The following is an 18,898-nucleotide window of genomic DNA, read 5'->3' as shown; positions in this document are numbered from 1 at the left end:
AGCGTGGGTTACGGGCACTGCTCAGCGGCTTGGGTGATCTCGCTGGTGAGATGGAGCTTGCCGAGGCCGTTCAGGTGAAGGTCGTCGCTTGTGAACCAGACGTCCTGGCCCTGGCTGTAGGTGTGGTGGTTCGCCGAGAGCTGGGCGAAGTCGCGGAGCTTGAAATCGTCCGTGGCGGACGCGTTGGCCTGGGCGCGCAGCTCCTGGTTGATGGACTGTGCGGCCCACGCGTAGTGCCAGGGGTCGGCGGTCCAGTAGGTCGCGAGGTTGTCGGGGCCGGTCACGAAGACCACGCACTTCCCCGACGAGCGCAGCTCGTCCATGATCGTGCGCAGCCCGGTGATCGTGGCGTCGAGCCGGGCCTGCCGGGCGGCCTGCGTGCCCGCGAGCGCGATCCACCCCGCGTCGTTCGGGCCGAGCTCGATCACGTACCCCTGCGGGTCGTGCTGAAGCAGGCCGCGGTACTCGTCGAGCAGGTAGTTGTCGGCCCTGGCCAGCCCGGTCGCACCGGGATCGGCGACCCAGCGGCGTCCGCCGTGCCCCTCGACCTCGGCCCGCATACCGGCGGAGTTGAGGTTGCCCTGCACGTACCCCTGAAGGTGCTGCTGGTTGTAGCCGGAGTCGTTGAGGCTCTGCGTGAGGCTGTTCCCCAGCACGGCGATCTTCGGGTCACCGGCGCTCCCGTTGGCGAACGGGGCGAGATACACGGTGCACGCCCCGCCGGGGGCGACGAACCGAGGCGACAGGTAGGTGACGACCGGGGTCCCGCCGATCGCCGCGAGGTCTCCCTGCAGCTGCTGGAAGGGGCCTGCGAGGGGGTTGTCCCACGCGTTCGGCAGGTGGTCCCAGCGCAGTTGCCACGTTTGCGTCGAGGCGTCGGTCCATGACCCGCCCGGGAGGGTCCGGCGCTGCAGTCCCGTGGCGTGGGCGACCGGCCCATAACCCGAGCTGGTGATTTCGTAGTCGACCCGCCAGGAGACTCCCGGCCCCTCGCATGTCTGGGTGCCGGTCTCGGCGACGGCGGGCGGCGCGTTCACCAGTCCGCCGGCGGCGAGCACCGCCGCGCTCGCTCCAATAGCCACTGACCTGCGGATACGCGATGCCACTGGTGACCGCCTTCGTGAGGGGTTCCCGCGCTCCCACCATCCCACGAATCGTGCCACCGAATACTGGCCTAGTTTGGCCACCCCCACGCGTGCGAAGGCCCCCGGAGCTCTCGGTGAGTCCGGGGGCCCTCGGATGTCCTCAGTAGGAGGGCTGGCTGGGGTCGATCTGCTTGACCCAGGCCAGGACGCCGCCGCCCACGTGGACCGCGTCGGCGAAGCCGGCGTTCTTCACGACGGCCAGGGCCTCGGCGGAGCGGACGCCGGACTTGCAGTGCAGGACGATCTTCTTGTCCTGCGGCAGCCGCTCCAGGGCGGAGCCGTTGAGGAAGTCGCCCTTCGGGATCAGCGTCGCGCCCGGGATCGAGACGATCTCGTACTCGTTGGGCTCGCGGACGTCCACCAGGAAGATGTCGTCGCCGTTGTCCTGCATGGCCTTCAGGTCGGTGACGGTGATGGTGGAGTCCTGGGCGGCCTCGGCGGCCTCGTCGGAGACCGCGCCGCAGAAGGCCTCGTAGTCGTCCAGGAGCGCGGTCTGCGTCGGGTTCTTGCCGCACAGCGGGCACTCGGGGTCCTTGCGGACCTTGACCGACCGGTACGTCATCTCCAGCGCGTCGTAGATCATCAGGCGGCCGACGAGGGGCTCGCCGATGCCGGTGAGCAGCTTGATGGCCTCGTTCACCTGGATGGAGCCGATCGAGGAGCACAGCACGCCCAGGACGCCGCCCTCAGCGCACGACGGGACCATGCCGGGCGGCGGGGGCTCGGGGTACAGGCAGCGGTAGCAGGGACCGTGCTCGGCCCAGAAGACGGAAGCCTGGCCGTCGAAGCGGTAGATGGACCCCCACACGTACGGCTTGCCCAGCAGGACGGCCGCGTCGTTCACCATGTAGCGGGTCGCGAAGTTGTCGGTGCCGTCGAGGATCAGGTCGTAGCCGGAGAAGATGTCCATGACGTTGTCGTTGTCGAGCGCGGTGTCGTGCACGACCACGTCGATCAACGGGTTGATCTCACGGACGGTCTCGGCGGCGGACTCGACCTTCGGCTTGCCGAGCGACGACTGCCGGTGGATGATCTGCCGCTGCAGGTTCGACTCGTCGACGACGTCGAAGTCGATGACGCCGAGCGTGCCGATGCCCGCGGCGGCGAGGTAGAGCAGGGCGGGGGAGCCGAGCCCGCCGGCACCCACGACCAGGACCTTGGAGTTCTTCAGTCGCTTCTGCCCGGACATGCCCACGTCGGGGATGATCAGGTGTCGCGAGTAGCGGTTGACCTCGTCGCGGGTGAGCTCCGCTGCGGGCTCGACCAGAGGTGGCAACGACACGGTGGATGCTCCTGTGCTGACGTACGGCTGAGGTAGGGCGGGGACGTCTTCGTCCTCATCCCGCACAACCTTGCCATGTGCCGCCGCATTCCCGGGCGGCGGCGCGGCCGCAACGCCGTCCGCACCCCGATGTCAGGGCGTAATGTCGCGAAGCACAGTTAATCTTGACTGTTGTGGCATTCCTGCCTCCCTCCCAGCAGCCGCCCCCTCCGCGGCCTCCGGGCATGCCCGGGGGGCCGCCGGCCGGTCCGTACCAGGGTCCGCCGGGTCCGCCGGGTCCGCCGCCCGCGCCGCCGGTGACCGTCCTCGGCCTGCGCGGACGGCAGTGGATGGTCGTCGCGCTCGTCCTCGGATGCTGCTACCTGGTCACCACCGGCATCTCCTTCACCGGCGCCTGGACCACCCTCAACCGCGAGCCCACCACCGCCGAGCTGCAGCGGGCCGCGAACAAGGAGGTCGCGCAGCGGTGGCGGGCGTGGCCCGCGCAGCGCGTCTTCCCCGGGCGGATCCCCTACGTGCCGGGGAGGGGGCACACCGAGTACGCGTCCCGGACGGGCATCGTCCCGGACACCGCCTGCAGCCAGGCCGCCGAGCCCGAGATCGCCGAGATCGTCGGCAGGCACGGCTGCAAGGCCGTCCTGCGCGCCACCTACGTCGACGAGCTCGAAGGCGTCGCCGTCACGGTCGGCGTCGTGGTCTTCGCCGACCCGTTCAAGGCCGACAGGGCGTACAAGGAGCTGCCCCGGTCGAAGAACTCGCAGGGGAGCGGCACGGTCAGTCCCGCACTGCACGCGGCGCCGTTCCCGGGGACCGCGTCGGCCCGGTTCGGCGACGACGCCCGGCAGGACCGAACCGTCGACCGCGCCGGCCCGTACGTGGTGCTGACGACGTCCGGGCAGACCGACGGCCGCCCGGCGTCGGCGGTCAAGAAGAAGCGGCCGGGCGCGCCGTTCGCGGTGGCGCCGCAGCTCGGGCACGCGATCGCGCGGGCGCTGGCCGCCAAGTCGCTGCCCGACTGCTCCAGGCCCGAGTGGCAGTGCTGACATGGACGCCGGCGGGACGGGAAGGGCGATGAGGGGATTGCGGAAGGTCGCGGGCGCCGTGGCCGCGGTGGCATTGGCCGGGGTGTGGCTCACGCCCGTCCCCGCGCACGCCGACGTGGTCCGCGACTCGCAGGGACCCGTCCTCGTCACGCTCGGCATGGAGGCCGCCTGGAAGGTCACCAAGGGCGACGGCGTGACCGTCGCCGTCGTCGACACCGGTGTCGACCCGAACCACCCGGATCTGAAGGGTTCGGTCACCACCGGCCCCAACATGCTCAAGGAGATCGACGACGGAGCCGCCCCCCTGCGGGTGCACGGCACCGCGATGGCGTCGCTGATCGCCGGGCACGGCCACGGCCCCGGCGGCCGCGACGGCATCATCGGGATGGCGCCGGAGGCCAGCGTCCTGTCCATCCGGGTGATCGCCGAGGAGGGGGACGAGAACTACCGGCGCTTCCGGACGACGGACGAGGCCGAGGACGCGCTGGCGCGCGGCATCCGCTACGCCGTCGACCACGGCGCCGACGTGATCAACCTCTCGCTCGGCGGGGCCGGCGCTGCCGACGGGGACCGCGCCGCCATCGGCTACGCCATCGGCAAGGGCGTGGTGGTCGTCGCCGGGGTCGGCAACGACGGCGACAAGGAGCGCTTCGTCGACGAGGACGGATTCACGCGGTACTCCTACCCGGCGTCCTATCCGGGCGTCATCGCGGTCGCCGCGACCAGACTGGACGGGACCCGCGCGGAGTTCTCGAACCGCAACTACTCCGTCCTGCTGTCCGCGCCGGGCCAGGGCCTGTTCGCCGCCCGGCCCGGCGACGGGTACCACGTCAGCAGCGGGACCAGCGACTCCACCGCGCTCGTCTCCGGGATCGCCGCGCTGATCCGCGCCCGGTACCCCGACCTCCCGCCCGCGCTGGTCTCGCAGGCACTGATCGAGAGCACCGGGAACGGCCGCTCCCGCGACTACGACGCCGGGCTCGGGTTCGGCTCGGTGCACGCGTCCCGCGCCCTCGCGGCGGCCGGAGCCCTGGCCTCCGCCGATGCCCGCGCGGACGAGGACAAGCCCGCCGGGCAGCGGTTCGGGGCGGACCCCGGCCCGGTGGAGGTCATCGAGCGGCCCGCCTGGGTCCGCCCGCTGATCATCGTGATCGTGCTGGCCGGGATCGGCGGGACCGTCGCCGCGGGCGCGATCTCGCTGGCCTTCCGGCGCCGCCACCCGAAGCCGCCGCCCCGGCCGCCGGCCGCCGAGCCGCCGGCGAGGGGACCGTCGACGGGCGGCCCGCCGGCGCCCCGCCCACCTGCCGGCGGGCGGGCGTTCAATCCGTACGGTCCGCCCTACGGTGGCGGCGGGAGGCGTTGAGCGGCCAGAATCGGCGGGTGCACGCAGACCCTGACGAGTTCGCCGAGGCCGTCCTGGACGCGGTCGAGCTGATCCCGCCGGGCCGCGTCCTCTCCTACGGCGACGTCGCCGAGCTGGTCGGGCGCGGCGGGCCCCGCCAGGTCGGGCGCGTCATGTCCCTGTACGGGGGCGGCGTCCCGTGGTGGCGGGTCATCCGGGCGGACGGGAGCCCGCCCGCGTGCCACGAGGGACGCGCCCACGAGCACTACCGCGCCGAGGGGACCCCGCTGCGCCCCGGCGGCCGCCGCGTCGACATGGCCCGGGCCCGCTGGTCCGGCCCCTCCTGACCCACACGGGTCCCTCCGCCGCCGCGAGACCACCTTGGCGACATGCGTGCGTTGTGGTCAGAACAGTCACGGTGATCTGTTCCAATGAACTGTTGTGCCGTCTGCTTCCTACCGTCTCGTGCGCCGCGCGGGCCCCGCGCGGGCCGTCCCGCCCGTGCTCGACGCGCAGCAGCGGCGGGTGGTGGAGCATGCCGGCGGGCCGATGCTGGTGCTCGCGGGGCCGGGCACCGGGAAGACGACGACGATCGTCGAGGCCGTCGTCGACCGCATCGAGAACCGGGGCGCCGACCCGGAGCGCGTCCTCGTCCTGACCTTCGGCCGCAAGGCGGCCGGGGAACTGCGGGAGCGCATCACCGGGCGGCTGCACCGCACCACGCGGACACCGCTCGCGCTCACCTTCCACAGCTACGCCTACGCGCTGCTCAGGCGGGACGCCGTGCTGAACGAAGAGCCCGCGCCGCGGCTGCTGTCCGGGCCGGAGCAGCTCCTGGAGGTGCGGCGCCTGCTGGAGGGCGAGCTGGCGGACGGTGCCCGTGACTGGCCGGAGCGGCTGAGGGCCGCCCTGGCCACCCGCGGGTTCGCCGAGGAACTGCGCGACTTCAGCCTGCGCGCGGCGGAACGGCGGTACTACGCCGAAGACCTCGTCGCGCTCGGCCGCATGCGCGGGCGCGACGACTGGCCCGCCATCGGCGGGTTCATGGAGCGGTACGCCGACCGGTTCGCGCTGGACCCCGTCCCCACCTACGACTACGGCGAGCTGATCCACATGGCCGCCGCGATGCTCGCGGACGAGGAGGTGCGCATCCGCGAGCGCAACGCCTACGACGTCGTGTTCGTGGACGAGTACCAGGACACCGACCCCGCGCAGGAGGCCCTGCTGCACCACCTCGCGGGGGAGGGCCGCGACCTCGTCGTCGTCGGCGACCCCGACCAGTCCATCTACGGGTTCCGGGGCGCCGACGTGCGCGGCATCCAGGAGTTCCCCAACCGCTTCCTCACGCTGGACGGCGACCCCGCGCCGGTCGTCGCGCTGCGGACGTGCCGCCGGATGGGCCCGGAGATCCTCGCCGCGTCCCGCCGCATCGCGCGCCGCCTGCCCGCGGGCACGGCGGGCGCGGCCGAGCACCGCGCGCTCCACCCGGTGGAGGAACTCGACGACCGCGAAGTGCGTGCTGCGTCTGTCAGGGGGGGCGACCCCCCTGGACCCCCCGATGAAGTGCGTGCTGCGTCTGTCAGGGGGGGCGACCCCCCTGGACCCCCCGATGAAGTGCGCGCGGTGATCGCCGACTCCGAGAGCCAGGAATCGGCCCTGGTGGCCGACGAACTGCGCCGCGCGCACCTGCTCGACGGCGTCCCGTGGTCGCGGATGGCGGTGCTCGTGCGGAGCGCCGTGCGGCAGGTCCCGGTGCTCCGGCGCGCGCTCGCCCAGGCCGGTGTGCCGGTGGTCGTCGCGGGCGACGAGGTCCCCCTGATCGGTGAGCCCGCCGTCCGCCCGTTCCTGATCCTGCTGCGCGCGGCCTTGAAGAAGGACTACCTGGACGAGGTCGTCGCAGAGGACCTGCTGACCGGGCCGCTGGGCGGGGCGGACGCGCTCGCCATGCGGAGACTGAAGCGGGCCCTGCGCGACCTGGAGGAACTGTCGGGCGGGCAGCGTCCCCTCGGGGAACTGCTGATCGCGGCGGTGAACGACCCGCGTGAGCTCGTGCTCGTCCACGAGAGGGTCCGCGCGCCGGCCGAACGGGTCGCGCACCTCATCGAGATGGCGCGGCGCAGCGCCCACGACGGCGGCACCGCCGAGGACGTGCTGTGGGCCGTGTGGAAGGAGAGCGGCCAGGCCGACGTGCTGCTGGAGCAGAGCGCCAAGGGCGGGACGCGCGGCGCGGCGGCCGACCGCGACCTCGACGCCGTCGTTGCGCTGTTCGACCATGCCGCCCGGTTCGTGGACCGGCTGCCCCAGGCCGGGCCGGAGCTGTTCGTCGACAACATCGCGTCCCAGGAGATCGCCGGTGACACGCTCGCCGAGCAGGCGCCCCAGGGGGAGGCCGTCCGCATCCTCACCGCGCACCGCTCCAAGGGCCTCGAATGGGACGTCGTCGTGGTCGCCGGCGTCCAGGAGGGCGTGTGGCCCGACCTCCGGCTGCGCGGGTCGCTGCTGGGCGTCGAGGAGATGGTCGAGCATGCCGCGGGGTCCGAGGCGGACGGCGAGGCCGTGGCCGGCGCCTCCATGGCGGCGAAGATGCTGGACGAGGAGCGCCGCCTGTTCTACGTGGCCGTCACGCGCGCCCGGCGGCGGCTCGTCGTCACGGCCGTCGGAGGCGACGACACCGAGGAGCGCCCGTCCCGGTTCCTGAACGAGCTCCTCCCCGGCGCGATCGAGCGCTCGCAGCTGGACGAGCGGACGCGGTGGCTCTCGCTGTCCGCGCTGGTCGCCGACCTGCGCTCCGCCGTCGCCGACCCGTCCCGCCCGGAGCCGCTGCGGCGCGCCGCGGCCGCGCACCTGGCGCGGCTGGCCCGCGCGGGCGTGCGGGGCGCGCGGCCGGAGAACTGGTACGCCATCACCGCCCTGTCCGACGACGGGCCCGCGTTCGCCGGCGACGAGCCCATCACGATCTCCCCGTCGCAGGTCGAGACGTTCACCACCTGCGGGCTGCGCTGGCTGCTGGCCTCGGCGGTCGGCGCGCAGGAGGGCGGCCCCAACGAGTACAGCACGATGGGCAAGGTCATCCACGCCGTCGCCGAGATGGCCGGCACCGACGACGGCGTCGACGAGGTCCACGTCGCGCAGCGGCTCGACGAGATCTGGAACGACCTGGAGTTCCGCAGCTCCTGGTACTCCGAGAAGCAGCGCGAGCAGGCCGCCCGGATGGTGGACAAGTTCCTCGCCTGGCACCGCGACAACCCCAACGAGGTCGTCGCGCTGGAGGAGTCGTTCAAGGTCGACCTCGGCCGGGTCGTCATCAAGGGCCGCATCGACCGCGCCGAGCGCGACGAGCAGGGCCGCGCCGTCATCATCGACGTCAAGACCTCGTCCACCGCCGTCCCCAAGGACGACCTCGCGCGGCACCCGCAGCTCGGCGTCTACCAGTACGCGGTCATGCTCGGCGCGTTCGAGCGGCACGGCCTGATCGAACCCGGCGGCGCCAAGCTCATCCAGGTCGGCAAGGCCGCGTTCGCCGCGAAGGCGCGCGAGCAGGCGCAGCCGCCGCCCGCCGACGACGCGGACCCCGAGTGGCCCAAGAAGCTGATCGAGCTCGTCGCGACCGGCATGGCCGGCGACGTGTTCCAGGCGAGGGCGAACGACAAGTGTCGCACCTGTCCCGTACGCTCGTGCTGCCCCGTCCATGACGAGGGCGGCCAGGTAGGCGAGTAGCCGGGCGGGCGAGTAGCCGTCGGGCACCGGGCTCGGGGGGAGTGGGGTGATCACGCCGGGAGAGCTGGCCCGGCTGCTGGAGATCCCGGAGCCGACCGACGAGCAGGCCCGGGTGATCGAGGCTCCGCTGGCGCCGATGGCGGTGATCGCGGGCGCCGGGTCCGGCAAGAGCGAGACGATGGCCGCACGGGTCGTGTGGCTGGTCGCGAACGGCTTCGTCCGGCCGGAACGCGTCCTCGGCCTCACCTTCACCCGCAAGGCCGCCGCCGAGCTGGGCGCACGCGTCCGCAAGCGGCTCGACACGCTGCGCGAGGTCCTGCCCGGCGACGAGCTGGAGCGGCTCGGCGGCGACGCCCTGTTCGACGGCGAGCCGATGGTGTCGACGTACCACTCGTACGCCGCGCGGCTGTTCGGCGACCACGCGCTGCGCGAGGGCCTCGAACCGACGATGCGGCTCATCTCGCCGGCCGTGGCCTGGCAGATCTGCTCGCGCGTCGTGGACGCCTACGACGGCCCGATGGACCGCGTCGACTGGCAGCCCGACACCGTCACCAAGGCCGTCATGGACCTCGCCGGAGACCTCGCGGAGCACCTGCGGACGCCCGAGGACGTCCGCAAGGTCGGCGCGTGGCTGGACGAGCGGTTCGCCGAGGTGAAGAAGCCGCTGAAGGCCCAGCGCGACATCCTCGCCAAGCACGCCGTCCGGGAGCAGCTGATGCCCCTCGTCGAGGCGTACGGGCGGGCCAAGGCCGGCCGGGAGGTCGTCGACCACGGCGACCAGATGGCACTGGCGGCGCGGATCGCCTACAAGCATCCCGAGGTCGGGATGATCGAGCGGTCGCGGTTCTCCGTCGTGCTGCTCGACGAGTACCAGGACACCAGCCAGGCGCAGCTCGTCCTGCTGAAGTCGCTGTTCGCGGGCGGGCACCCGGTGACGGCCGTCGGCGACCCCTGCCAGTCCATCTACGGGTGGCGGGGCGCCAGCGCGGGCAACCTGCTGCGGTTCGCCCACGACTTCCCGCTGCGGCCGGGGGCCGCCGGGGGGCGCCCGGTGCCGGCGCCCGTCGTGCAGCTGAGCCGCTCGTTCCGCAACGGCGAGCGGATCCTGGAGGCCGCCGCCACGGTCCAGGAGGAGCTCCGCGCGGAGACGAAGGCCGTGCCCCGGCTGATCCCCGGCGCGGGGCGGGAGGGCCGGGGGCGCGTCGAGTGCTCGCTGTTCCCCACCGTCGAGGACGAGGCCGACCACATCGCCGCGCGCATCGCCCAGCTCATCGCCGCCGACCCGGGCACCGCCCCCGACGGCGGCCCGCAGCCGGAGCCGCTCCGGTACGCCGACGTCGCCGTCCTGGCCCGGAAGCGGTCGCAGTTCCCGCTTCTGAGGCGCGCGCTGGAGGCCCGCGGCATCCCGGTCGAGGTCGTCGGCCTCGGCGGGCTGCTCACCGTCCCCGAGGTGCAGGACGTCGTCGCCACGCTGCGCGTCATGCACGACCCGACGGCCGGCGCGTCCCTGGCCCGGCTGCTCACCGGCCCGCGCTGGCGGCTCGGCCCGCGCGACCTCGTCGCCCTCGGCCGCCGCGCCCGCACCCTCGCCCAGGAGGCGGCCCGCGACGTCACCCCGCCGGAGACGGCCCAGGAGGCCGAACCGCCGGAGGAGGCGGGCGACCAGCCACCGGAGGACGGCGCGGACCCGCTCCGGCAGCTCGTCAGCGAGCTGAACCAGGAGACCGGCAGCCTGGTCGACGCGCTCGACGACCTCGGCCCACCGGACGCGTACTCGCCGGAGGGCTACGGGCGGCTGCGGCGGCTCCGCGACGAGCTGCGCACGCTGCGCGGCCAGGTCGGGCTGCCGCTGCCCGACCTCGTCAACGAGGTGGAGCGCGCGCTCGGGCTGGACATCGAGGTCGCGGCGCGCTCCGGGCTCGACCCCGTCACCGCCCGCGCCGACCTCGACGCCTTCATCGACGCCGCCGCCACGTTCGCCGGCGACGCCGAGGACCCGACGCTCGGCGCGTTCCTCGCCTACCTCAAGGCCGCCGAGACCGAGGAGTTCGGGCTGGAGGCCGGGCGGGTCGGGGAGACCGACAGCGTCAAGCTGCTCACCGTGCACGCGTCCAAGGGGCTCGAATGGCCGGTGGTCGTCGTCCCCGGCCTGTCGTACGTCCCGCAGAAGAACGGCGCGCCCGCCAAGGGCTCGATCTTCCCGTCGCCGCCGCAGAACGCCACCCGCTGGACCGCCAACCCCCGCGTCCTGCCGTTCATGCTGCGCGGCGACCGCGCCGACCTGCCGCCGCTGAACGGGCTCGGCAAGGACGACCTCGCCGCCTTCGAGCAGGCGTGCTCCGACCGCGACCTGCGGGAGGAGCGGCGGCTCGCCTACGTCGCGGTCACCCGCGCGTCCAGCCTGCTCATCGCCACCGGCTACTGGTGGGGGTCGTCGGGCCGCCCGCTCGGCCCGTCGCCCTTCCTGGAGGAGGCGCGTGCCGCCTGCCTCGCCGGCGCCGGGTCCGTCGCCGTGTGGGCCGACCCGCCCGAGGAGGGGGCCGCGAACCCGCTGCTCGCCGACCCCGACGAGGAGCAGTGGCCGGTGGCGCCGGGCGACCGCGGCCGGTCCGACGTCTCGGCGCGGGAGCGCTACGAGGCCGTCGTCGAGGCGGCCCGCATGGTCGGGGACGAGATGGCCGGGCGGACGCGGCACTGGTCCGGGGACGCCGGCCTGTCCGACGCCGACCGCGCCCGCATGACCGCGTGGGCGCGCGACGTCGAGCTGCTCCTCGCCGAACGCGACCGCGGCCGCGGCGGCGACGGCCTGCTGGTCGAGCTGCCCGCGCACCTGTCGGTGTCGTCGCTGGTGTCGCTGGCCCGCGACCCGGCGGCGCTGGCCCGGCAGATCCGCCGCCCGATGCCGCGCCCGCCCGCCCCGTACGCGCGGCGCGGCACCGCGTTCCACGCCTGGCTGGAGGGCCGCTGGGGGCAGCAGCGCCTCCTCGACCCCGACGAGCTGCCCGGCGCCGCCGACGAGGGCGCCGCCGACGACGCGCACCTGGAGCGGCTGCGGTCCCGGTTCGAGGAGTCGGAGTGGGCGGCGCGGGAGCCGCTCGACATCGAGGTCCCGTTCGAGACGATCATCGGCGACCGGCTGGTCCGCGGCCGGATGGACGCCGTGTTCCGCTCCCGGGACGGCGGCTACGAGGTCGTCGACTGGAAGACCGGCTCGCCGCCGTCCGGGGACGAGGCGCGGTTCGCGGCGGTGCAGCTCGCGGCGTACCGGCTGGCGTGGGCGGAACTGGCCGGGGTGGACGTCGGGCGGGTCAGCGCGGCGTTCCACTACGTCGGCGCGAACGTCACCGTCCGTCCCGCGGACCTGCTCGACGCCGCCGGCCTCGCCGCGCTGCTGGACGGCGTCCCCGCCGCCTGATTTTCCCGGAATGTCGGGTGATGTGCCGCACGCACCCCTGTTCACCGAACGTCGTTTCAGGGATGATCCGGGCAACAATCCGAGGAGGCGGGACGTGACGGTGACCCATGACGAGAAGGTCGTACGCGAGTTCTCCAAGCAGGCGGCGGGCTTCGCCGACCCGGCGCGCAACTCCGCCTTCACCCGTCATCTGGACCGGCTCGTCCATTTCATGGAACCGGAACTCGACCTTGAGGACATCGTGCTGGAGGTCGCGGCCGGCACCGCGCTCGTGTCCCGCGCGATCGCCCGGCGCGTCCGGCATGTGACGGCCCTCGACCTCACCCCGGCGATGCTCGCCGAGGGCAAGCGCGACGCCGACCACGCCGCCCTCATGAACATCACCTTCGCGCACGGCGACGCGACGGCCCTGCCGTTCCTGGACCGGTCGTTCACGCTGGTCGTCACGCGCTTCTCGCTCCACCAGGTCGCCGATCCGGAGGCCGTCGTCCGGGAGATGTGCCGGGTCGGCCGCCCCGGTGCCGCGCTGATCATCGCCGACCTGGTCCGCCCCGACGGCGTGCCGGGCGACCCGGACCGCATCGAGCGCCTCCGCGACCCCTCGCACGGCACCGCCCTCACCGAGTCGCGCATCGCCGAGATCGTCACGGCCTGCGGCGCGGACGTGAAGCGGTCCGACCGGTTCGACTGGGTCCGTCCCCTCGATCCGTGGCTGGAGTTCTCCGAGACCCCCGACGACGCCGCCGCGCGGATCCGCCGGGAGCTCGCGGACGAGCTGGCGGGCGGCCCGCCGACCGGCATGCGCCCGAGCGAGGTCGACGGCGTCCTGCACTTCACGCACACCTACCTCTTCCAGCAGGCGATCGTCGGGTAACGTTTTCGACCAAGTGTTCGACGCGAGTCGCTCATGTGTTCTATCTTGTCGAACATGGGTTCTAGCACCGTGGGTTCTGTCGCCGGGCGGTCCCTCGATCGCGAGCCGGCCGCGCTGGCGATGCGCATCGGCGTCGTCGCGGCCGAGGCGGCCCTCGCCACCTTCGCCCGCAACCTCGACCTGGACGACCTGGCGGACGGCGTCGACTTCCAGGGCGCCATCGGCCCCGCCGAGTGGCCGGTGTTCTCCCTGGTCATCGACACCCTCGCCGAGGCCGGGCCGGGCGACGACCGGTCCCTGGACGAGCGCCGCGCCGACGCCCTCAACGACCTGGCCCGCATCTGCATGGCCGCGAAGGCCCGCGTCGCCTGACCGCCGCCCGCGGGCGCCGGTCAGGGGATGAGGGTCGGCAGGAGCCGGTCGCGGAGCGCCGCCAGCGTCCGCGTCTCGGTGGCCGCGGCCGCCACCCGTTCGGCCAGCGGGGCGACGAACTCGCCGAACGCGCGGGCCCGCCGCTCGTCCCAGGGGATCTCGTAGGCGGCGATGTCCGCCCACTTCACGCGGGGCATCCGGGTGCCGTCGCCGACGGCGGAGGCGTGCGCGATGACCTCGTCGCTCGCCAGCGCCGCCAGCAGCCAGCCCCGGTGCGCGGCCTCCTGCGGGCGGACGACGAGGATGTCGGTCGACGCGACCCCGTCCACGAAGGCGAGCCCGACCTTGTGGAAGTACGGGCGGAGCTTGCCGAAGAGCACGTCGCCCGACCGGAAGCGCCGCTTCGCGCTGCCGACGGCGGACGAGTCCGCCCACGTGGAGAGCCACATCCGGCGCCTGGGCATGTGCTCCAGCGCGATGTAGTTCTCGTCCCGGCCGATCCGCCCGGCGGGGACGCTCGACCGCACCAGGGACCCCACCCGCCCGAGCGGGACGGACGCCGCAGCCGCGGCGGCCGCCTCCCGGTAGCGGGCGCGGATCAGCTCGTCGGCCAGCGCGGCGATCCGCGCGTTCACCGCGATCTTGTCGTCCAGGGCCCCGAGGACGGCGGCCGCCGAGTCCTGCTCCGGCCGGGTCGCCCGCCGGACGGTGAGGCGGTTCAGCAGCCCCTGGGTGAGGAGGGGCTGGCCCGAGCCGATCCGGTACCTGTTCAGGTCGAGCCTCTTGAGCAGGTAGTAGACGTAGCGGGGGTTCACGCCGGGTTCCGGGGTGGCGATGATGGCGTTGTCGGTGACCCAGCACCGGGCTTCGCTGTAGTGGACGGCGCCGCAGTTCGACCCGACGCGTCCGACGATGGTGGTGTGCGGAGCCGCGTTGCACCGGGAGGACGTGCCGATGGCGCCGTTGGCGCCATAGGTCGTGAAGCCGGTCCCCTCGGACGGATGCGAGCTCCCGTTCGTGAAAGTGACGAGTTCCGCCAGCCGCACGTCAGTCACGCAGCCGTTCCAGTTCCGTGCGGACGACCCGGTCCAGGCGCGCCGACTCCTCGAACTGGGCGAACAGCTCTTCGGTGAGCCGCTCGACCTCGTCGGTGACCGGCTCGCCGCCGGCGGACGGCTCCGCCGCGCCGACATAGCGGCCGGGAGTCAGGACGTGGTCGTGGGACCTGATCTCGTCCAGGCCCGCCGAATAGCAGAATCCGGGCACGTCGGAGTGGGAGCCGCCGCGCCAGGAGTGGTACGTGCCGGAGATCCTGGCGATGTCGGCGTCGGTGAGGACGCATTCGGTGCGGTCGACCATCGTGCCCATGGCCCGGGCGTCGACGAACAGCACGCCGTCGCGCGCGTCCCGGTCGAAGAACCACAGGCAGGAGGGGATCGGCGTCGTCCGGAAGAGCCGGCCCGGCAGCGCGACGACGCACGAGACCAGGCCGGCCTCCACCAGCGCGGCGCGGATCCCGCTCTCGGCCGCCCGGCGGGACGACATCGACCCGTTCGCCATCACCACGCCCGCGCGGCCCCGCGGGCCGAGCTTGGCGACGATGTGCTGGATCCACGCGAAGTTCGCGTTGCCCGCGGGCGGGACGCCGAACCGCCAGCGGGCGTCGTCCGGGCACCGGTACCAGTCCGCCATGTTGAACGGCGGATTGGCCAGCACGTAATCGGCCTGGAGTCCGGGATGCGCGTCCTCGTAGAAGGTGTCCGCCCAGCGTTCCGCGAGGTCGCCGCTGATCCCGTGCACGGCCAGGTTCGTCTTGGCCAGCCGCCAGGTGCGCTCGTTCGCCTCCTGCCCGTAGACGGCGATGTCGTCGCGCCGCCCCCGGTGCCTCAGCACGAACTTCTCCGCCTGGACGAACATCCCGCCCGACCCGCAGCACGGGTCGTACACGCGGCCCTTGAAGGGTTCGAGGACCTCGACCAGCAGCTTCACCACGCTGGACGGCGTGTAGAACTCCCCGCCGCGCTTGCCCTCCGCGCGGGCGAACCTCTCCAGGAAGTACTCGTAGACCTCGCCGAGCACGTCCCGCCGCCCGCCGAACTCCGCGCGGCCGAGCAGCGTCACCAGCTCGCCGAGCCGCCGCTGGTCCACCCCGTCCCGGCCGAAGATCTGGGGGAGGACGCCGGCCAGCGGCGGATTGGCCCGCATGACCGCCCCCATGGCCGCGTCGACGAGCGCGCCGATCTCGCTTGATCCCGCGTGGGCGGCGATGTCCGGCCACCGCGCGCCGTCCGGCACCCGGAACCCGCCCTCGCCGGACGAGTCGGACACGTACTTGAGGAAGACCAGCCCGAGGACGAAGTCCCGGTACCGCGACGCGTCGACGGAACCGCGCAGCTTGCCGGCGGCCTTCCACAGGACGTCCTTCTCCGCGCGGCCCGGCATCGCGCTCCCTCCTCCCGACTCGCGCAGAAGCCTACGGAGTTGGACGCGCGCCCAGGGGCACTGCGAGGCTGCCGACGTGTCGGTGTTGGGCGTTCTGGCGCTGGCCGCCCTGGCGGGGTGGCTCTACCTCGCGCTGGGCCACGGCGGCTTCTGGCGGACGGGCCCGGGGCTGCCGGAGTGCGCCGACCCGCCCGGCTGGCCGCCGGTGGTGGCGGTGGTCCCCGCCCGCGACGAGGCCGCCGTGCTCCCGGAGACCCTGCCGACCCTGCTGGCCCAGGAGTATCCGGGCCCCCTCGCCGTGATCGTCGTGGACGACGGAAGCGCCGACGGCACCGCGGACGTCGCGGCCCGCCTCGGCGGCGGTCTCCCCGACGGGCTCGGCGGGCTTCGCGTGGTCCAGGCGGGGGAGCGGCCGCCGGGCTGGGCGGGCAAGGTCTGGGCGATGTCGCGGGGTGTGGAGGCGGCGGGCGAGCCGGAGTACCTCCTCTTCACCGACGCGGACATCGCCTGCGCGCCCGGCACGGTGACGCGGCTCGTGCGCGTCGCGACGGCCGAGCGGCGCGACCTCGTGTCCCAGATGGCGACGCTCAGCACGCACACCCGGTGGGAGCGGCTGATCGTGCCCGCCTTCGTGTACTTCTTCGCCCAGCTCTACCCGTTCCGCCGCGTCACCCGCGACGGCGCCCGCACGGCCGCCGCGGCCGGCGGCTGCATGCTCGTCCGCCGCGCGGCCCTGGCCCGCGCCGGCGGCCTCGCCGCGATCCGCGGCGCGCTGATCGACGACGTCGCGCTCGGGCGCCTGCTCAAGCGCGCCGGCGGCCGCTGCCGCCTGGACCTGAGCCGCGACGTGGTCAGCCGCCGCCCCTACCCGCGCCTCGCCGACCTGTGGACGATGATCGCCCGCAGCGCCTACCACCAGCTCCGCTACTCGCCGGTCCTCCTCGCCGGCACGGTCGCCGCGCTGCTCCTGATCTACGTGGTGCCGCCCGTCGCGGCCGTCACCGGAGGGGCCGGCCTCGCCCTGGGCGCCCGGCACGCCGCCGTCCCCGCCGCGGCGGGCCTCCTCGCGTGGACGATCATGGCCGCCACCTACGTGCCCATGCTCCGCTTCTACCGCCTGTCCCCGCTGCGCGCCCCGGCCCTCCCGCTCGTCGCCCTGATGTACGCGGCCATGACCGTAGATTCGGCCCGCCGGCACCGCGCCGGACGGGGCGGCGCCTGGAAGGGCCGCACGGTCACTCCCCGGGAGAGCCGGACGACGGGCAGCTGAACCGGTGCTCCAGGCAGGCGCGCAGCAGGTCCCCGGCGGGCGTGCTTAGCAGGATCGAACAAAACCGATATCCGCATCCATCGTTCGACGCTATTGGAGTAAGTGTCCAGTGACGTTACGGTCAGGTGGCCGTCGCCCGGACGGTATGGGGGATGACGAAGGGTTACGGGCCGATGTCCATCACAGTCCGCCATGTCCTGCGCGCCGTGCTGGCGTCCTGGCTCGGGGTCGCCCTCGCGGTGACCGCGCTGCAGGCGCCGGCCGCCGCGGCTCCCCAGGACGCCAAGCCTCCCGCCGAAGATCCTTTCTACCGCCCGCCGGAGCCGCTGCCGGAAGGGGCATCCGGCGACATCATCAGGTCGCGCCCGGCCGCGTTCACCGTCGACCCGTTCGGCGGGTCGCCCGTTCAGGACGTCACGTCGTGGCAGGTCCTGTACCGGTCGGAGAACGTGCACGGCACGCCGATCGCCGTGTCGGGGATCGTCCTCGTGCCCACCAAGCCGTGGACGGGCGAGGGGCAGCGGCCACTCGTCTCCTACGCGGTGGGCACGCGCGGCCTCGGCGACTCGTGCGCCCCGTCCTACACCCTCACCACGGGCCTGGACTACGAGGCGCTGATGATCATCGACGCGCTCAACAAGGGCTGGGCCGTCGCCGTCACCGACATGGAGGGCCTCGGCACGCCGGGCGGGCACACCTACGAGGTCGGCCGCTCCCAGGGCAAGGCCGTGCTGAACATGGCGCGGGCCGCGCGGCGCCTTCCGGACGCCGGGCTCGGCGGCTCGCCCGTCGCGGTCTGGGGCTACTCCCAGGGCGGGACGTCGGCGGGCTGGGCGGCGGAGCTCGCCGGTTCCTACGCGCCGGACCTGCCGATCAAGGGCGTCTTCGCCGGGGGAGTGCCCGCCGACCTGCACGCCGTCGCCGAGGGGCTCGACGGGTCGCCCTTCATCGCGCTGATGTTCATGGCCGCGGTCGGCTACGACTCCGCCTACCCCGAGCTGGACCTGGAGGGGTACCTCAACGACGCGGGCCGCGAGCTCCTGGAGAACGCCCGCGAGATGTGCCTGACCAGCGTGGACGGCGCGTCCACGCTCATCAACACGGCCTTCAAGCGCATCAGCGACTACTCGACGGCCAACCCGCTGGACGACCCCGAGTGGCGCGCGGCGCTCGACGCCAACAAGCTCGGCGGGACGGCCCCGGGCGTCCCGGTCCTGCAGACCCAGGCCGTCTACGACCAGATCATCCCGTTCCAGCAGGCCGACACCCTGCACCGGGCGTGGTGCGCCAAGGGCGCCAACGTGACGTGGAAGACCTACACGCTCGCCGAGCACGCCACCGGCATGCTCTGGAGCCACCCCGACGCCATGAAGTTCATCACCGATCGCTTCGCGGACAAGCCCGTTCAGGGCAACTGCCCCCGCTGATCTGAGCCGGCACCGCCGGCCGAGGCCATCCTGTCCCCTCCGCGGGGCAGGATGGCCTCATGGATTTGGTGGAGTTCCTCCGAGCACGGCTGGCGAGGGACGAGCAGATCGCCCGCGACTGCTCCGGCCTCGCCTGGAAGACCGGGCCCTCCGGCACGATCCACACCGACCCGCGGCCTCCCGGCGACCCTGGTGACGCCGCCTACGTGGCGAAGGCGGAGAACGGCGCGTACGCCGAGCACATCGCCCGGCACGACCCGTCCCGGACCCTCGCCCAGGTGGCGGCCGTCCGCCAGATCCTCGACGACTACGAGAAGCAGGCGTGGATCCTCGAACAGGGCCACCGGACGCCGGAGACCGAAGCGGCCCAGGTCATCCGCGAGAACGTGCTGCGCCGCCTCGCGCTGCCGTACGCGTCGCATCCCGCATACCGAGATGATTGGCGGCCCTGACAGACAGAGGCGGGGCCCGTTATGTAACCTCGATGAGAGGCCGAGAGGCGCTGCAACGGGCGAGAGCCCGCCACGCTCGGCCTCGGAAGTCGGTGGAACAAGGGCGCCTCCCACTCA

At 73.5% G+C, this 18,898-nt stretch carries 14 protein-coding genes and 1 riboswitch; of the genes, 10 read left to right on the top strand and 4 right to left on the bottom strand.

Annotated elements, in window-relative coordinates; genetic code table 11:
* Positions 1 to 8: 8 nt before the first annotated feature.
* Complete coding sequence (locus E1266_RS06310) at positions 9 to 1,082, bottom strand: SGNH/GDSL hydrolase family protein (RefSeq protein ID WP_165965955.1); 1,074 nt, start codon at positions 1,080 to 1,082, stop codon at positions 9 to 11.
* A gap of 163 nt (positions 1,083 to 1,245) precedes the next feature.
* The gene (moeZ, locus tag E1266_RS06305; RefSeq protein ID WP_132044698.1) at positions 1,246 to 2,427 is read right to left on the bottom strand and encodes an adenylyltransferase/sulfurtransferase MoeZ; all 1,182 of its coding nucleotides are present in this window, start codon (positions 2,425 to 2,427) and stop codon (positions 1,246 to 1,248) included.
* A 296-nt stretch (positions 2,428 to 2,723) separates the two neighbouring features.
* Here moeZ and E1266_RS06300 point away from each other — a divergent pair, with 296 nt between their 5' ends.
* From E1266_RS06300 to E1266_RS06270, 7 genes are all read left to right on the top strand, one after another.
* Positions 2,724 to 3,470: a hypothetical protein gene (locus tag E1266_RS06300; protein ID WP_132044696.1), complete on the top strand. Its 747-nt coding sequence runs from the start codon at positions 2,724 to 2,726 to the stop codon at positions 3,468 to 3,470.
* A 28-nt stretch (positions 3,471 to 3,498) separates the two neighbouring features.
* Positions 3,499 to 4,833: a S8 family serine peptidase gene (locus E1266_RS06295; RefSeq protein WP_132044694.1), complete on the top strand. Its 1,335-nt coding sequence runs from the start codon at positions 3,499 to 3,501 to the stop codon at positions 4,831 to 4,833.
* A gap of 17 nt (positions 4,834 to 4,850) precedes the next feature.
* Entirely contained in the window at positions 4,851 to 5,159 is a 309-nt protein-coding gene (locus tag E1266_RS06290) for an MGMT family protein (protein ID WP_132044692.1), read from the top strand.
* Between the two features lie 118 nt (positions 5,160 to 5,277).
* Positions 5,278 to 8,529, top strand: a complete 3,252-nt coding sequence (locus E1266_RS06285) for an ATP-dependent DNA helicase (RefSeq protein WP_243718259.1) — start codon at positions 5,278 to 5,280, stop codon at positions 8,527 to 8,529.
* A 46-nt stretch (positions 8,530 to 8,575) separates the two neighbouring features.
* The gene (locus E1266_RS06280; protein WP_132044688.1) at positions 8,576 to 11,944 is read left to right on the top strand and encodes an ATP-dependent DNA helicase; all 3,369 of its coding nucleotides are present in this window, start codon (positions 8,576 to 8,578) and stop codon (positions 11,942 to 11,944) included.
* A gap of 94 nt (positions 11,945 to 12,038) precedes the next feature.
* Complete coding sequence (locus E1266_RS06275; protein WP_132044686.1) at positions 12,039 to 12,818, top strand: methyltransferase domain-containing protein; 780 nt, start codon at positions 12,039 to 12,041, stop codon at positions 12,816 to 12,818.
* Between the two features lie 54 nt (positions 12,819 to 12,872).
* Entirely contained in the window at positions 12,873 to 13,190 is a 318-nt protein-coding gene (locus tag E1266_RS06270) for a hypothetical protein (protein WP_132044684.1), read from the top strand.
* A gap of 20 nt (positions 13,191 to 13,210) precedes the next feature.
* Here the strand turns inward: E1266_RS06270 and E1266_RS06265 are convergent, their stop codons facing one another.
* Together E1266_RS06265 and E1266_RS06260 are read right to left on the bottom strand one after the other, a co-directional pair.
* Positions 13,211 to 14,245: a restriction endonuclease subunit S gene (locus tag E1266_RS06265; RefSeq protein WP_132044682.1), complete on the bottom strand. Its 1,035-nt coding sequence runs from the start codon at positions 14,243 to 14,245 to the stop codon at positions 13,211 to 13,213.
* On the bottom strand, positions 14,238 to 15,632 hold the full coding sequence (locus E1266_RS06260; RefSeq protein WP_132044680.1) for a class I SAM-dependent DNA methyltransferase: 1,395 nt from the start codon (positions 15,630 to 15,632) through the stop codon (positions 14,238 to 14,240). Before E1266_RS06260 ends, E1266_RS06265 begins: the two co-directional genes overlap by 8 nt.
* Positions 15,633 to 15,708: 76 nt before the next feature.
* Between E1266_RS06260 and E1266_RS06255 the strand changes: the two genes are divergently transcribed.
* From E1266_RS06255 to E1266_RS06245, 3 genes are all read left to right on the top strand, one after another.
* Positions 15,709 to 16,902, top strand: coding sequence for a glycosyltransferase (locus E1266_RS06255; protein ID WP_132044678.1), 1,194 nt, complete (start codon positions 15,709 to 15,711; stop codon positions 16,900 to 16,902).
* Between the two features lie 173 nt (positions 16,903 to 17,075).
* Positions 17,076 to 18,329 carry a lipase family protein gene (locus E1266_RS06250; protein ID WP_132044676.1) on the top strand — a complete coding sequence of 418 codons (1,254 nt, stop codon included), beginning with the start codon at positions 17,076 to 17,078 and terminating at the stop codon, positions 18,327 to 18,329.
* Between the two features lie 59 nt (positions 18,330 to 18,388).
* Positions 18,389 to 18,781, top strand: a complete 393-nt coding sequence (locus E1266_RS06245) for a DUF6221 family protein (RefSeq protein ID WP_132044674.1) — start codon at positions 18,389 to 18,391, stop codon at positions 18,779 to 18,781.
* A 36-nt stretch (positions 18,782 to 18,817) separates the two neighbouring features.
* Positions 18,818 to 18,898, top strand: a riboswitch (S-adenosyl-L-homocysteine riboswitch).

Source organism: Actinomadura sp. 7K534 (assembly GCF_004348575.1).
Taxonomy (GTDB): Bacteria; Actinomycetota; Actinomycetes; order Streptosporangiales; family Streptosporangiaceae; genus Spirillospora; species Spirillospora livida.
This window is presented reverse-complemented; position numbering and strand designations above follow the sequence as displayed.